The following is a 17145-nucleotide window of genomic DNA, read 5'->3' as shown; positions in this document are numbered from 1 at the left end:
GTTCAATCTCCAATCTCAAGCCAATTAAATATTTTGTGCGGAAGCGGCAGTTGAAGTATGTAGGTGAAAATAATATCATCCGCTGCAAATTTCTTGAAGCCCAGCATCTCCAATAACAGTCTGGCTGGTAAATTTCGTTGTTTGCGCACTAACCTGCACCGAACAGTTTCCGACATCGGCAGCTGTTGTTCCAACCGTTCAAGAACTGTATACAAAAATGCCGAAGCGATGCCACGGCCTTCGATTCGACAGGAGATGCAAAAAAGATCCAGATTGATCTCACCGTCGTCGGTATTCACAAAACAGGTCCCGATAAGTCCATGCGAGCCGAACCGATCCTCAAGCTTGGCCACATATAAATAGCGGCCGCGCTTACAATAAGAATCGACGAACGCCATGTCAATTCTCTCCAGCAAGCTGTTCATCTGATTCGTACGATGGGACAATTCAACAATTCGAGGGTAATCTCTCTCCTGCGCCAATCGGATCTGCAGCTTCATACCGCATTCTTTTAGAAATTGCTCACGACTTCCCTTGTGCTCTTTTCTGGCTTCTTCTCTCCTGGATCGAGCCTGCATATATTGACGCCGATTCTCCGATTCCTCGGTCACATGATCGACCTGAAATTCGGGAAACTCAGGCAAATCCCGGTATTGACGAGCATCATAAGTACGTATCTGAGGGACATAATAATTTATTTCAAACCGTTCGAACGGATCGTTGTCAATCAAAGCCAGCGTATCCAATCCGATGTTAAGTTCCTTCGCTATCCGTTCCATACTACTCACTTTTGAATCGAAATGGCACTGTGGGTACAGGAAATATTGACCGACGCCCAGCTCCTCCAGCTTGCTTCTGACCTGTTCCCAGTTGTTGCGGCTGGCTATACTCTGAACAATTCCGCGCCTGTCCAATATATCGAGGACGTTGATGATCCCGGGCAGCAGTTTAATACCCGCTTCGTCTTCTATAAGCGTCCCCTGCCACAACGTATCGTCTAAATCCCATACCAGACATTTAATCATCGGATCCATTAAAAGATAGCTCCATCGTCAAATGTGTCGGCTTGAAGCCGTATTTCTTATAGAGAAGCCGCATCGGCAAGTTGCTCACATGCACTTTACCGACGATCTGCGTAACTTCCTCGCTTCTGCAGTAGTTCATTCCCGCCTCGAAGAGCTCATCGACATAAGCGGTGCCCCGACAGGATTCAGCAATATAGAAGCTCTTGAAATTCGCATATGTCTCTTTAGTAACCGAGTTTTTACGCGGGGTTATCCACATCCAGCCAGAGACTTCCCCGTCCATATCGAGAACTAGCATTCCTTCCCTCTCATAACGAAGAGCCTTTTCTAGCTTTTTCGTATGAAATACAGGGTCGGTTATCGCTTCATCTCCGAAAGAAATCATGGAGATTTCTGTCTCAAACCTTGTAATAACGGCAATATCCTGGGGCTCGATTTCTCTAATCGGCATCTTGCTGTAACTCCAATCTGCGTTCTTAAGCGTTCTTTTTTTGGATGAGCTCGAAAGTCTCATGTCGGCAGTTCGGGCAGCCCTCTTTCTTCAGATGCTCGATCGTTTGCCACTGCATTTGGAAGCCTACTTCAGTCACACGATTACAGTGTTTGCACTCGTATAAGCGAATCGTACGTTTGACTTCTCCGGTATACAGCGCTTGCCTGTACTCTCTCTCAATGCTTTCATGAGTCTCTTCAGTAGATTGTAACACAATCATCTGGCTTGTGTTACCAATAATTTCCGCACCAATATATTCATTGAAGCGAGGCAAGACACTTGTCACTAACAAACCCATATTGGCAAATTCGCGTTGCATCGCCAAGGTAAAATCAGGTGACTTGTGAGCGAACGACAAGAAGATCGGCAGTCCTATATCCCGCTTCAGCAATTGAATTCCACGGGAGACGAATAGCGACATCCCCTGCTGTGTATAAGGAGGATCAGTAAATACGCAATCAAAACTGTGCAGGAATTCAGGCGGAAGCTGTTCACGAAAATCCATCTCGTAGCAGACGATCGGCAAATCTTCGGTTTCCGCCAAATAGTTCACATAACTGGTAATCCGTTTGTCAATTTCGAATACATAAATACGAGTGTTCGACTTGGTGGCATCATTATGGTAAAGCTGCTTCAGCAGAAATGCCAGCGACACGCTGACGAGATCATCGTCCCCCAGACAAACGATGTCCCTGCCGATTAGAGCTTCGTGACGAAGCGCCAGAACAGCCCTGTTCATGCTCGTAGCCAGAGTGCAGCTTGACTGGTCAATCGTAACATCGACCTGGGGCCGTCCAGCAAATACGCTCTCCAGCTTGTTCATCATGTCCTTTAGCTCGTCAGGCTGCCACTGCTCGTACTTCAAACGCTGATACAGGTCATGATCCAAATGACCGAACCCCATCGTTTGCTCGACAAAACGATTGCCTCTTGCAGTACAGTTCACCCCACGCTTTTGTTCAACGAGGCCAACCTTGATTAGCTCTTTCTTAATTGCGGACACAAGCGGTAGGGGCAGCAGTGTTTTTCTGGCCATCTCTTTGGTGGAAATGCCCGGTTTGAAATAAATATCCAGGAGAATATTCTCAATTACTTTCTTTCCTTCCTTAATTGACACTTGAGAATAAACATAATCTATCAATCCCTCATTCATATATTACCACCATCTCCTTTTAAAATTATATTATCCAGAGTCATTCACAATTGTATATTAATGTATTTACAATAAGTCCAATTATTATCCTATATTTACCATAGAAAAGCAAGGCATCCGTTGACAGGCAAAAGCCTTGTCACATGATGCCTTGCTGGTAAAGTTACCTCGTATCACTCCATGACGGAGATTCGAAGGAAGGGACTTAATTGATGAATCGTCCGATATTTGAATAATTGCTGTCCTTCTGCCAATAAACCTTGTTTCTCCATCTCAATCTCCACCCGAACAGCATGAAGGGACGTTCCGCCCAGCCGGAAAAAATCGTCGTCAATTCCGATGCCGCTGATCCCGAGCACCCGTTCCCAAATTTGTACTAGGGCCTCCTCTGTCGGATTGGATGGAGCCCGGTACGGAGCTCTCAAGGCTGTGCTCTCTTCAATCTCCTTCACTGGGATCTGGAGCAGCCTTGAAGCATCAGAATACTGCAGCGGAAGCAAATGACTGCGATGCTGCTGATTTTCACGGCCGCTGAGAACTTCTTCCCAGTCTGTTCTTTCTACACTTCGCATTGTTCCTACGGAGATGCTCGCTTCTCCCTGGTTTTCAATACCAGTAAGCTGAGACTGAGTCCGTCCTGCGCCGGGCAGACGCTCATTAAGGACTTCGATATGCTTGATGGAATCAGGGATATCCTTTACTGCAATCCGGAAACGCACACTGCGATCGGACTCTTCCGTAATGCTCCATGGGCCCGTTCTTAAAAATGCGAGCAGCGGCTCATTTTTCCCGGTAATTGTGCACACAGCCTCCATATATTCGGCCTTCATTTCAAGGCAGTAAGGCTTTAAAGAACTGATTACGGCCGACTCGATCCCTCTCCCGAGAATGCGGCAGCTGAGCAGGAAGACGTCCAAATGAACAATCTCCTTCTCCCATCGCGTGATCACCGCTCCTGTCAATCCATAATGTCCGAATCGGTCTGAGGCTTCAATCGCCCAACATCTCGTATCCGGCTTAGTCCGCGTGGCTAGCAGTTCACTCTCTGACATCGTATCTGCGTTCAGCGTGAATTGATTGGTGCGCTGCGTTAGCTGGGCTATGCGGGGCAGCTGTTCGACAGTCGCTTCATAGATGCCCATCCTAAGCTCCAATTCGTCTAGAAAATTCTGCAGAGAGGAAACCGAAGAACGAATGTGTCTGCGCTTGCTCTCTGATACATACATTTCGGTTCTTCGTCTATCCTCTTCTGTGACGCGCAGGCGGTCTGCTGCCCAGATATGCTCCAGAAATGCCGGGATTAGCCGCTCTTCAGGAAGCTGCAGCGTCAGGACTTCCGGACACTGTAACTGAACTTCGGAACATTCCAGCGAACTGTCATCAATGAAGATAAAACTGTCCAGCCCTAACCCAAGTTCTTCTGCTAATGAGAGCAAGTTTTCGGATTTTGAGTTCCAGTTGATTCGTGTTCCCACAAAATGATCTTTTTTAAGCAGCATGTCCGGATTATTGTCCATTACATTCCATACATCTGCCTCATTATTCTTGCTGACCAGCACCAGTAGCATGCCTTCTTGCTGCTTGCTAAGCAGATACCGCTGGAACTCCATATAAGGAGCCGAAACCGTCACCCCTGCAGCTCCATCCTCCCCGCACACCCCATTCCAGAGCGTGTTATCGCAATCCACCGCAATAACTTTGAAGGGATGTCCTTGCCAAGCAAGCAACCGTCGTGCCGTATGGGTGCCGATTGCCGCATAAAATTCCGGCGTGAACGGCATATGTGCTGCATGATCGGCAGTGGAATCATGTATGTGTTCAATACCGAACAAGGCATCAAGCTCTCTGAAATCGATAATATGAACGTAATCCAGCCGTTCCAATTCGCGCTTCCAACGATTCCCGAGCTCTTCCAGGTAGCTCTCCATGACTGGGGAAACATCTAATGTAGCGGATACGGGAAACACTCCGGCGAATAACGGGCCCGTTCTCCGGCCTGCAGATAATGTCTGAAGCAGATCGGCCAGTGCCCCTTCGAGCTTCTTAATCTGCTGGGCTTCCGAAGAGTGGTCATCCCGCAACCAATCTTCAAAGCGGACGAGCAGCAATCCAGCAGCCTCTTCGGATGAGAAGTTGCTATCCGGATTCAATAGTTCTTGGAACACTTGTTGATATGGTGCAAAACGGATGTTAACACATGTTCCGAATTGCTCTCCCCACCATCTGACATATGGAAGGATCGGGTCCGCAGTAAAGGTAGAGATCGCCGTTACATTAAAGATACGCTCTGGCATCGAGCTGCTTCTTTTTGCCGCCGCTTCGGCCTCCTGCTCTTCGGTAAACAGCTGGACATCTCTCAATTCGATAGCCGGGTTGTCCAAAACCAGTTCAATCAGATCCGTAAAATGTCCCATGAATCCCGCCATGGTAGATTCCGCGAACAAAGCGGTATTATACTGCATGACACAGAGTAATTCGCCATGATCCGCATAACCGATATCGAGTTTGAAATCGAGCTTGGAAATTCCTTTTGTAATCTCAAAGTTTTCGAAAGTGAGTCCTTCGGCAGTAAGCACGGTGTCTCCATCAAATTCATTGTGAAAAATCATCATGGTATCAAAAAGAGGATTGCGTCCGCGCGGTAATTTTGCCGAGAGCTTCTCGACCATTCGGTCGAACGGGAAGTCTTGATTCTCATAGGCGTTCATCAACGTGTCATTTAAAATAAGCAGTTGATCGAGAAGACTGAGCCGGTCTTGGAAACGGACCCGAATCGGCAGGAAGTTCGTGAACATGCCTATTAAAGGCTCTACATCGGCATGCCGCCTGCCTGCCACCAGTGAGCCGACCGTAATGTCATCCTGGCCGGTGTATTCATGCAATACAATCGTGTATAAATGAAACAAGAGCACATTAATCGTCACATTTTGCGATTTAGCCAAAGCATTCAGCCGGTCTGCGGTTTCCTTGGACAGACTGATCTTGTGCGCTCTGCCGACAAAAGATTGAAATTCAGGTCTCTCAAAGTCATACGGCATGTTCAGCACTGGGATATTCTGCCGGAACTGGTTCATCCAATAATCCTCTTGCTTCCGAATAACATCCCCGCTCAACAGGCGATGCTGCCATTCCGCGAAATCCTTATACTGAATGCGAAGTGGCGGGAGATCTATTCCGGCATACAGATCGCTGAATTCCTTAATAAACACATTCATTGAAGCACCGTCTGAAACAATATTATGCATATCCATAAACAGCACATGTTTCTCCGGCTCGATTCGAACGAATGCGGCGCGAATAAGAGGGGCTTTGCCGAGATCAAACGGCCTGATAAACTTCCGCATGATTTTCCTCAAATCTTCCTCGTCCGCTTCCATGCGTTCAACGGTAAACGTGAAACTCTCATGTATTCGCTGAACCGGTTCTCCGTCTATCATATGAAACGAGGTGCGCATGTTTTCATGACGATGAATCAATTTAATGAAAGCCTGCTCAAACTGATCCGCTTCCGCTTTTCCGTGCACCCACAAAGCCATCGGCATGTTGTAAGTCGTTACTGCACCGATTTGCTGGTGAATGAGGAACGTGCGTTTCTGTGCTGAGGACAAGCGGTAGTAAGGTTTGGGCTCTGCCGGTTCAATAGCAAAATATTTATTTTTAGCTTTCTGTCCGATGTAACGCGCAAGCGCACTGATCGTCGGCATGTTGAAGATATCCGACAGAGCCAGCTCCACATCAAGTTCCTTGTGAATCTTCGTAATCAGACTGGTCGCTTTCAAAGAATGACCGCCTATTTCGAAGAAATCCTCATGAATTCCGATGCGCTCTAAGCCAAACAGATTACGCCATATACCGGCCAGCGTCTCTTCCAGCGGGTTGCTTGGTTCAGATAACGATAACCCTTTCTGGGTTTCCATCCGGTTATCCCGCTCCGTAATAGCTTGTTGTCCTGCCCTCTCCCGCGGTGAATCCGAGTGGACGATCTGGATTCCTTCCTCATCAAGCCAGAAACGGCGACGGTCAAACGGATAAGTTGGCAGAGGAATACGATTTCTTTTCTCTTCCCCGTAGAAGCGGGTCCAATTTATTTTTATCCCTGCATTCCATAGACGCCCCACTTGAAGAAGCAGGTAAGCGACATCAGAGGTATTCTGCTTCGGGTGACGCAGGAGGTTCACCATAACACGCTCTTTAGGGGCCTCGGCTGAGTTTTTGGAGAATTCATGATGACTCTTCGCAAATGCGGTCAAGGCATTCCCTCCGCCAACCTCTACAAACACAGCGTCCATTTCACCCATCAGGGTACGGAGCCCGTCTGAGAATCTTACTGTACCGCGCAGATGCTTTGCCCAGTAAGCAGGACTGATTGCCTGCTCATCCTGAATCCAGGTCCCTGTGACATTGGATATAAAGGGCAGCTGAGGTGCTTTCAACACAAGCTTGCCTACCTCGCGCTCATAAGATTCCAGAATCGGTTCCATCATGGCGGAATGGAAGGCGTGTGACGTGTGGAGACGACGACATTCGACTCCTTTCTCTGCCAAGGAACCGGCTAATGACTCGACCGCTCCCGAAGTACCGGACACAACGCACATGGAAGGAGCATTCACCGCAGCCAGCGATACGCCGCCGGACAACAGCGGAAGAATCTCCTGTTCGGTCAGCGGGACGCTCAGCATGACACCGCTTGGCTGACTCTGCATCAATTGACCGCGAAGGGTGACGAGCCGGACTGCATCCTCCAGCGAGAAGACGCCTGCCAGACATGCGGCGACGTATTCACCGATGCTGTGGCCGATCATGGCTTGCGGTTGTATTCCCCAGTTCATCATGAGTCTGGCAAGCGCATATTCAACCGTAAATAGAACCGGCTGGGCAATGTCAGTGCGGTTAATAAGTGACGTATCCAGCTCATCGGCGGGGGGATATAGAACCCGCTTCGCCTCATGGCGGATCTCATCCGGCATCAGCTCGAAGCAGCGGTCCGCCTCCTCGCGAAACACTGATTCCTGTTCATACAACTCCCTGCCCATTCCGGTGTACTGCGAACCTTGGCCGGAAAACATGAACACGACCGGCGGCTCATCGGCAGCGGCAAATCCGTTCTGAACATCAGGCGATTCCGGCTGAGCCAGCAGGACGGCCGCTTCCTTCGTGCTGCCGCAGACCAGTGTTCTGCGGTGCGAGAAAGCAGCCCGCCCCTCATGGAGCGTATAGGCCATATCGGCTAGGCACACATCCGGATGCTCTTGCAAATGCTGCGCTATCCGCTCCGTCAGTCTGTCGAGCGAAACTTCCGTCTTGGCCGACAGCGAAATGAGCTGCGCCGACCTGCCCTGAGAGGCCGGGGTAACCGGCGGTGCTTCCTCCAGAACAACATGCGCGTTCGTGCCACCGATGCCAAAAGAGCTGACACCTGCCCGAAGTGGGAAGGAGTCGTTGGTCCAGTCTTTTAACTGGTCATTAACAAAGAACGGACTGTTCTCAAAATCGATTTTGGGATTCGGACGTTCATAGTGAAGTGTAGGCGGCAGCTGTTTATGGGTCAGGGCGAGCACGGTCTTAATGAATCCGGCTACCCCTGCGGCGTTGTTCAGATGCCCGATGTTGGATTTCACCGAGCCGATGCCGCAGTATCTCTTCTTGTCCGTTTGAAAAGCGGTCTTCAACGCTTCGATTTCGATTGGATCGCCAAGTGTCGTACCTGTACCGTGCGCTTCAATATAGCTAATGCTTTCCGGCTCCACTTCAGCTACATGATGGGCGGCACGGATTACGGACGCCTGACCTGATGTACTAGGAGCGGTGTAGCCTACTTTTCGGCTGCCGTCATTATTGATCGCCGAGCCTTTAATGACAGCGTATATATGGTCGCCATCTGCAAGTGCATCCTCCAGCGGTTTCAAGGCGACAATCCCGGCGCCTTCACCAAAGACGGTGCCCGCCCCTTTCTCGTCGAATGCCCGGCAGTGGCCGTCGGGCGAATTAATCATCCCTTCCTGATAGAAATAACCGGCTCTCTTGGGCAGTTGTATCGATACGCCGCCAGCCAGCGCTATGCTGCACTCCCCGCTGAGCAGACTTTGACAAGCAAGATGAATGGCAACAAGCGAGGTCGAACAAGCTGTCTGCACCGTAAAGCTCGGTCCTTTCATATTGAGCTTATAAGAAACGAGCGTGGCCATATAATCGCGTAAATTCAGCATAGCCGTCTCCAGGGTGGCGGATTCCTCCGCTGTCCCCAGCCCCTTGAACGCGCGCATGAACCAGTTGGAATTAAAAGCCGCGCCTATATATAACCCGATCGAGCCTCTATATGTCTTGGGATCATAACCCGCTTGTTCGAGCGCTTCCCAGGAACATTCGTGCATAAGACGGAACTGCGGATCCATAAGCTCCGCTTCGCGAGGCGTATAATCGAAGAATTCGGGATCGAAGTACTCGAGATCATCGAGTACTCCCTTGGCCTTCACATAATTAGGGTGAGTCACCGTCTTCACATCGATGCCTTCTTCCAACAGCTCTTCATCACTGAAAAAAGAGATACTCTCCTTGCCGCTGCAGAGGTTATTCCAATATTCCCGCAAGTTTTTGGCTCCCGGAAACCTGCCCGACATGCCGATTACGGCAATTTCCGACCCGTTATACTCCCTACCGTTCGATATGCTCATAGCAAGACCTCTCCTTTGCGTCTTTTTTCTTTTTGCTGCTGCTGCCGCTTTCTTCCCTTCGCGGCGGAGTCGATCATCTGATTTTCAATCTCTGCCTCTTCCGCCTCGTCTTCTTCGCTGTGGGTAAGACGCTGAGCCAGGGCATGAATGCTGGGATAGGTGAACATATCAACAACGGCGATACTCTCGTCTAACGCTTCATTCAATTTGGCGGTCACCTGGATCATATCCAGCGAGCTGGCTCCCAGATCGAAGAAATTATCGTGGATACCTACCTCGTCAATACGGAAAAATTGTTTCCACACCTCGGCGATCGTCTTCTCGACCCGATTGCGGGGCGCCGCATAAGGTGTGGTTAGATCCGGCCTGCTGAATGAGGCGCCGCCTGCCGCGTGACTGTCTTCTTTCTTGCCTGCGTGCCGAATCCATTGATCGATCCGCGTCTGAAGATCACCGGTCGATACAATAATTTGGTTGCTGCCGCACGGACTGTAGACGTACCGGAACAGATCAGGTGCTTCGGCAGGCGTTATCGCCAGTTCGACAAGCGACTCTCCGATCGTCGAGCGGTGTTCTTCCCAGAATTCCCACGCATCCCAATTGACGCACAGCCACTTCGCCCCGCCAGCCCGGTTCTGTTTACGGGCAAAGGCATCCATGTACAGATTCGCAGCTGAATAAGCGCTGAAGCCAAGTCCCCCGAGTATGCTGGCGATGGAGGAGAACAGGATGCATATCTCTGTCTCCCTGTCGGCAATTAGCCTGCCCAGCGTCTGCAAACCCTGGACTTTGGCTCGGAATTGCTCGTCGGACTGGTCTCCGCTGATATTCTCGATCGCACGGAAAGATTCGCCGCCAGGAAGTCCCGCCGCCTGTACAACGCCATGAAGGCGGCCGTACTCACAATCAATAAACTTGAAGACATGGCTCATCTGCTCTTCATTAGACAAGTCGGCCTGCATATAGGTAACCTCCGCGCCGAGTTCTTCCAATTGCAGCACACGTCTGATTTTTCGGGAAAGCGGATGCTCCTCTCCATATTCGGCCAGGCAACGCGTATAATCCTTCTTGTCGGGAAAGCTTGAACGTCCGGTAAGGATGAGCCGTGCGCCGTAATTGCGGGCCAGAAACTCTGCCGTCAGCATCCCGATTCCTCCCAGGCCTCCCGTAATCAGATATACACCCTGCTGCCGAAATGGCGCTGCCGGTTTCTCCGCCTGATGCAGTCCCATCGGCTTGATATTCTGAACCCATCGGTAATTCCCCCGATAAGCGATAAGCCGATCCGAAGGCGGAGACGATAACTCCCCGATAAGATTGTCAGCGATTCGCCGCTTTTGCTTGGTCTCTTCCTGTACATCAATATCAATGCTCACACAGGTAATTCCACTGTATTCCTGCTGAATAACCATGCATGGGCCGAGGAGCGTCATTTTACCCGGAGACAGCCGCTCCAACCCGGTTACCTCCTGCATCCCTGAAGACACGACCGCTATACGGATATCCTCTTCCTTATGCTTGCGCAGTGCCTGAGCCAAATAGATCAGGCTGTAGTAGCCTTCTTCTTGCTGGCGGCGTTCAACTGCTTCCGTATTGGAGCGTTCCATTTCCTCTTCTTCATCCCCAGAGGAGGAAACATTCCACAGATGAGCAACCCTGTCGGGAACAAAATCTCGCTTTTGCAGTTCCTCCAGCAGCCGGACGTAATGCTCCCCAGAACTTGGGGACAGCGTGAACGTTCCATTCTCATGCGCGCAGAATGCGTTACCCGCCTTAACCATCACCGTACGCTCACCCATATTCTGAATACTTGCAGCCAATTCGTCCGCGATCCCGCAATCATCCTTGAATACAAGCCAGTTATGACCATTCTGATGACTTTCTTCCGGTTGCTCCTCCAGCAGGGCGCGTTCCCAGGAAGGATAATAGAACCAGTCTGCCATGTCAGAGTTTTTACCGCCTCTTGGGGCTGAGGATGACCTCGCTCCCGTTAATGGCTGCTGCTCATCATCAAGCCAATAGCGCTGGCGCTCCATCGGATAGGTTGGCAGCTCGATGCGTCTGCGCCGCTCATGGGCGTAATAGCCCGTCCAATCGATGTCGATACCCGCCAGCCAGAGGCGTCCGATTTTGTTCAAGAGATGCGCGGTATCAGAAACGGCTTCTTGAGGATGTCTCAGCATATTGACAACGATCCGGTCGCGCGAACCGGCTTCATGCTTCCGCACGAATGTGCTGAGCGCATTGCCCGGACCGGCTTCTATGAATACAGAGCGCGGATTATTCAAGAGTTCTGTAAGCCCGTCTGCAAACCGCACGGTCGAGCGCAAATGCCTGACCCAGTACTCCGCATCCATTGCCTCTTCAGGTGTGATCCAAGTGCCGGACACGTTGGAAATAAAGGGCATTTCAGGCTCATGCAGCTGGATTGAGCGCACTTTATCCGCAAATGCCGCAAGTATCGGATCCATCATATGAGAATGGAAGGCATGAGATGTGCGGAGAAGCCGGCAAGCACAGCCCCTTTCTTCCAGCAGCCGTGAGAATGCATCAATGTCAGCTGATGTGCCAGATAAGACGCATAAGGAGGAGCTGTTGACTGCCGCGAGCGCAATATGATCAGGCAGTAATGGGCGCAGTTCTGCTTCTCCCATCGCCACACTGAGCATAGATCCTGCCGGAAGCCCCTGCATGAGCTGACCGCGAAGCGCTACGAGCTGCAGCGCATCTTCCAGCGTAAACACACCCGCCAGACATGCTGCCACATATTCGCCGATGCTGTGACCCAGCATCGCCTCGGGCCGGATGCCCCAGCGGATCAGTAATCTGGCAAATGCATATTCGATCATAAAGAGCACAGGCTGTGCATTATCGGTCCGCATCAGGAGCTTCTCGGAAAGATCTTGGTCCGGTTTGCCGGCGGCATAAAGGAGAGCCTTTAAATCAACCTGTACATACGGTTGAACGAGCTCGAAGCAGCGATCAAGTTCTTTCCTGAATTCAGGTTCGTTGAGATAGAGCTCCCGTCCCATGCCAACGTATTGCGACCCTTGGCCTGGGAACATGAATACAACAGAGCGTGTTTGCGTCCCCGTATGGCTTTCGGCAATGTTATCGGACCCGTTCGATGTCAAGATGGCGGTCGCTTCTTCTACATCCTTGCACACGAATGCGGCTCTCCATTCAAAAGCCTTTCTGCCTGCTTGCAGCGTATACGCCATATCCGCCAGATTCACTTGCGGATGTTCTGTCAAAAATGTGGCCAGACGTGCTTTCGCCTCCGTCAATGCTGTGGGCGTTCTTGCCGACAAGAGCAGCAGCTTCTCTGCACGTCCTTCGTCGGATGGCTCTCTTGGGGGAGCTTCTTCCAGAATAATGTGCGCATTTGTGCCACCGATGCCAAATGAGCTGACTCCGGAACGCAGGGGATGCTGGCTGCTTTCCCAAGGCACCAATTCGGTATTGACGACGAAAGGGCTGTTAGCAAAATCAATATTAGGGTTGCCCCGTTCATAATGCAGGCTCGGCGGAATTTGTTTCGCTTTGAGCGCCAGTACCGTTTTGATGAACCCGGCCGCTCCGGCTGCGCTGTTGAGGTGACCGACGTTCGTCTTGACTGAACCGATACGGCAAAATCCTTTTTTATCAGTACCGAAGGCTTCCTTCAATGCCTCAATCTCTATCGGGTCCCCCATGCTTGTGCCTGTTCCGTGCGCCTCTACATATGTGATGCTTTCCGGGTCCACACCCGACATTCGATGAGCGGCACGGATGACCTCGGCTTGTCCCTTTGTGCTCGGAGCGGTAAAGCCTACCTTGCGGGTGCCGTCATTGTTCAAGCCAAAGCCTTTGATAACGGCGTGGATAACATCTCCATCCGCAATGGCGTCACTCAGCCGTTTCAGAACGACGACACCGACTCCATCTCCGAACACCGTTCCTGCGGCCTGCTCGTCGAAAGCACGGCAATGTCCGTCGGGCGACAGAATCATTCCATCTTCATACAAATATCCGGATTTGTCGGGTACGCTGACTGTAGAGCCACCGGCCAATGCGATGTCACACGCCCCTCCTAATAATCCTTGCGAAGCCAGAACGATATTAACCAGGGATGTGGAGCAAGCGGTCTGCATCGAGATGCTGGGTCCCCGGAGATTGAGTTTATATGAGAGCTGCGTACTGAAAAATTCCCTGTCGTTAAGAAGCATGGCACTGAATCGTTCCGTTCCGCCCAAGGCCGCGGCAAAGCGGGAAACCCACTCCAGATTTGGAGTCGCACCAGCATAAACGCCGATAAGTCCCGGGTAGGTATCGGGATTGTATGCGGCCGCTTCGAGCGCCTCCCATGCGCACTCGTGAAATAGCCTAAGCTGCGGGTCCATCAGCTGTGCTTCCCGCGGAGAATAACCAAAGAACGCAGCATCGAACTGATCGATTCCGTTCAAAGCGCCTTTGGCTTTTACATAGGAAGGTTGAGATATAAGCTGCGGGTCAACGCCTGCCTGAACCAGCTCTTCGTCCGTATAGAACGCTATCGATTCGACGCCGTCACGCAAATTGCTCCAGAACTGGTCGATGCTGTCCGCACCTGGGAATCTGGCAGACATTCCTATAACCGCTATCTCAAGTCCATTCTCCCCCGCGACTTCACGTTCTGTGTGGCCCTGTCTTCCCGGCAGATCCCTTTCTTGAACCGATATCGCCCTCATCCGTTCGGAACGCGCCATTCCCTCGCAGATGACATTCTGGCGCTCCGCTTCCTCTTCTGCTGCTGCCTCAGCAGACGCTGACCTTCCCTGCCCGTTTTCACCCAAGAATACCGCCAGGCTGCGAACAGAGGGGTAGGAATACAAGGTAACCACTGGCACTTCCCTCCCCAGCACTTCGGCAAGCTTATCGGCCAGCTGGGAAATATCGAGCGAGCTTGCCCCGAGCTCAAAAAAGTTATCATTCATCCCCAGATGAGCGAATCCGAAATGGCTCTGTACAAGGTCAGCAACCGTCTGCTCAATAGAGGATGCAGACAGCACACGGGCGGTTGCTTGGGATGGTTTAACAGCATCGCTACCGGTCTCCGTTTCCGAAGGACCTATTCTCCGCGGAGCTGTTTTCTCATGCATGTCTCTCAATGACAGTTGTGTGCGCTCTACGGAATACCGCTGACGTTCGAATGGATAGGTCGGCAGAGCAACCCGCTGGCGGCGTTCCGAGCCGTAGTATCCCTTCCAATCGATCTGCGCGCCCGCAATCCACAGTTTGCCTATTTTCTCCAGTAAGAAAGCATCATCCTCGGCCTGTTCTTGCGAGTGACGGACGAGATGGAGAACTTCATGCTTCTGCTCCGCATCCTTCCCCTGTTGTTTACGGATGAAGCTGCTGAGAACATTGCCAGGCCCGATTTCTATAAATATGGCCTGCTTCCCCTTAAGCAGTTCGGCTGCCCCGCTTGCAAACTGCACTGTTTCCCGCAAATGTCTGGTCCAATATGCGGGATCAGCGACATCCTCCGGCGTTATCCATGTTCCCGTCACATTGGACACATACGGAATCAACGGGGCCGATAGGACGACCTGCTTGACTTTGTCCGCAAACTCCTCAAGTATCGGCGTCATCATAGCCGAATGAAACGCATGTGAGGTATGAAGCTTTCGGTGAACCACCTGCAGCTCGGTAAGTTTGGACTCAAAGGAAGCGATGGCTGCATGCGGGCCGGAAACAACACAGAGTTCAGGTCCATTAACGGCTGCAAGCGCCAGCTCTTCCGGAAGAAGCTCTAATAAATTCGCCTCAGCAAGGGAGACGCTCAGCATCTCTCCTGCGGGCAGACTCTGCATAAGCTTGCCGCGCAGTGTAACGAGCTTCAGTGCATCCTTAAGTGACAGAACACCCGACAAGCATGCAGCTGTATACTCACCAATACTGTGTCCGATCATGGCATTCGGCTTGACACCCCATGACATCAGGAGCTGGGCGAGTGAATATTCGAACGCGAACAATGCTGGCTGCGCCACTTCCGTCTGATTGATCCTATCAGCAGCTGCCGCACTGTCCGAAGCCCCGTACAGCACATTCCTTGGATCGCTTCCGCCTTCTGCTGTAATGATCTCGCAGCAGCGGTCCATTTCCGCCCGAAACAAAGGCTCCTTGCGGTATAAATCAGCTCCCATGTTCACATACTGCGAGCCCTGCCCCGGGAAGAGGAAAACAACCCGGGTCTGATCCCTCTCCGACTCGCCCGTTTGCAATTTGCCTTCATCGATAGCATCCAGACGCTCCAAAGCTTCACGGACATCAGCGCAGACCAGTGTTCGGCGGTAGCGGAACCGTTTGCGGCCTGTCTGCAGCGTATAAGCCGCATCAGCCAAGTTGGTTTCAGGACAAGTCCGCAGAAACTCGCCGAGATTGCGAGTCGCCCGTTCTAACCCATCCTCCGTCCGGGCAGAGAGTACGAGCAGTTTCAGATCGCGTCCCGCCGAACTTGCCGCGCCAATCGGGGCCTCCTCCAGAATGACGTGGGCATTCGTACCCCCGATACCGAAGGAGCTGACTCCTGCTCTCAGAGGTCCTTCTGTTTTTCTCCAATCGCTAAGCTTCGAATTGACTATGAAGGGAGAGTTTTCAAAATCGATTTTGGGATTCGGTTGGTGAAAATGAAGGCTTGGCGGGATTTGCTGATGCTTAAGCGACAATACGGCCTTGATGAAACCCGCGACTCCTGCCGCAGCGTCCAGATGACCGATATTGGATTTGAGCGAACCGATTTTGCAAAAGCCCTTTTTATCCGTGGCGAAAGCAGCCTGCAGAGCTTCCACTTCGATCGGGTCCCCCAGTGTAGTCCCTGTTCCGTGGGCCTCAATATAACCGATACTTTCCGGATCAACTTCTGCCATCTGGTGGGCTGCGCGGATAACTTCCACCTGGCCGTTCGTGCTTGGCGCCGTGTACCCTACTTTCCGGCTGCCGTCATTGTTAACCGCCGAGCCTTTGATAACCGCATGAATAACGTCGCCGTCCCGGGCGGCGTCTGCGAGCCGCTTGAGCACAACGATTCCGATTCCGTCGCCAAACAAAGTTCCGTTTGCGCCTTCGTCAAAAGGCCGGCAGTGACCGTCGGGAGATTGGATCATTCCTTCCTGGTAGAGATAGCCGGTTGTGCGCGGCAAATTGACCGAAACCCCTCCTGCTAAGGCAAGATCGCATTCGCCGGCCAGCAATCCCTGACAAGCCAGATGAATAGATACAAGAGAGGTGGAGCAAGCCGTTTGCACGCTTACGCTTGGGCCCTTCAGATTCAGCTTGTATGAAATTCGCGTCGTAAACGAAGGATTATTTAATTGCAGAATTTGAAAATGATCACTGGCATGTGCCGCATTCATAACTTGGCTTGCAACCCAATAGGTGTTAGGAGAAGCCCCTGCGTACACTCCGATTAGTTGATCCTCGGTTTCTGGAAGGTGTCCCGCATTTTCAAGCGCTTCCCAAGCGCATTCGTGGAACAAACGAAACTGTGGATCGATGAGTTCGGCCTCTCGCGGTGTGTATTCAAAAAACGGCGCATCGAACGACTCCACGTCCTCTATCTGGGACTTTGCTTTTACATACTGGGTATGCTTGAGTATCTCAGGGGCAATTCCTGCCTTCTCCAGTTCTTCATCCGTAAAAAAAGTGACCGACTCCTTGCCGGCACGCAAGTTTTCCCAAAATTCTGCGAGATTCTTCGCACCAGGAAATCTACCTGCCATTCCGATCACGGCAATTTCCAAACCGGTTTCTCCGTACTTCTCGTTCTCGGCACTCATGTTG

General features: G+C 51.4%; 5 protein-coding genes. All 5 read right to left on the bottom strand.

What is annotated here, in order from left to right; all coding sequences use genetic code 11:
• Window positions 1-2: 2 nt before the first annotated feature.
• A complete protein-coding gene (locus AM231_RS21055; protein ID WP_054404378.1) occupies window positions 3-1034 on the bottom strand; it encodes an HAD-IIIC family phosphatase in 1032 nt (343 codons plus the stop codon).
• Window positions 1018-1539 carry a GNAT family N-acetyltransferase gene (locus AM231_RS21050; protein ID WP_242615258.1) on the bottom strand — a complete coding sequence of 174 codons (522 nt, stop codon included), beginning with the start codon at window positions 1537-1539 and terminating at the stop codon, window positions 1018-1020. Before AM231_RS21050 ends, AM231_RS21055 begins: the two co-directional genes overlap by 17 nt.
• The gene (locus AM231_RS21045; RefSeq protein WP_054404376.1) at window positions 1502-2671 is read right to left on the bottom strand and encodes a bis-aminopropyl spermidine synthase family protein; all 1170 of its coding nucleotides are present in this window, start codon (window positions 2669-2671) and stop codon (window positions 1502-1504) included. The genes AM231_RS21050 and AM231_RS21045 overlap by 38 nt, the downstream gene beginning before the upstream one ends.
• A gap of 173 nt (window positions 2672-2844) precedes the next feature.
• Complete coding sequence (locus tag AM231_RS21040) at window positions 2845-9342, bottom strand: type I polyketide synthase (protein ID WP_054404375.1); 6498 nt, start codon at window positions 9340-9342, stop codon at window positions 2845-2847.
• Complete coding sequence (locus tag AM231_RS21035) at window positions 9339-17141, bottom strand: type I polyketide synthase (RefSeq protein WP_054404374.1); 7803 nt, start codon at window positions 17139-17141, stop codon at window positions 9339-9341. The genes AM231_RS21040 and AM231_RS21035 overlap by 4 nt, the downstream gene beginning before the upstream one ends.
• Between the last annotated feature and the right edge of the window lie 4 nt (window positions 17142-17145).

This window comes from Paenibacillus solani, assembly GCF_001277345.1.
Classification (GTDB): Bacteria; Bacillota; Bacilli; order Paenibacillales; family Paenibacillaceae; genus Paenibacillus_AQ; species Paenibacillus_AQ solani.
This window is presented reverse-complemented; position numbering and strand designations above follow the sequence as displayed.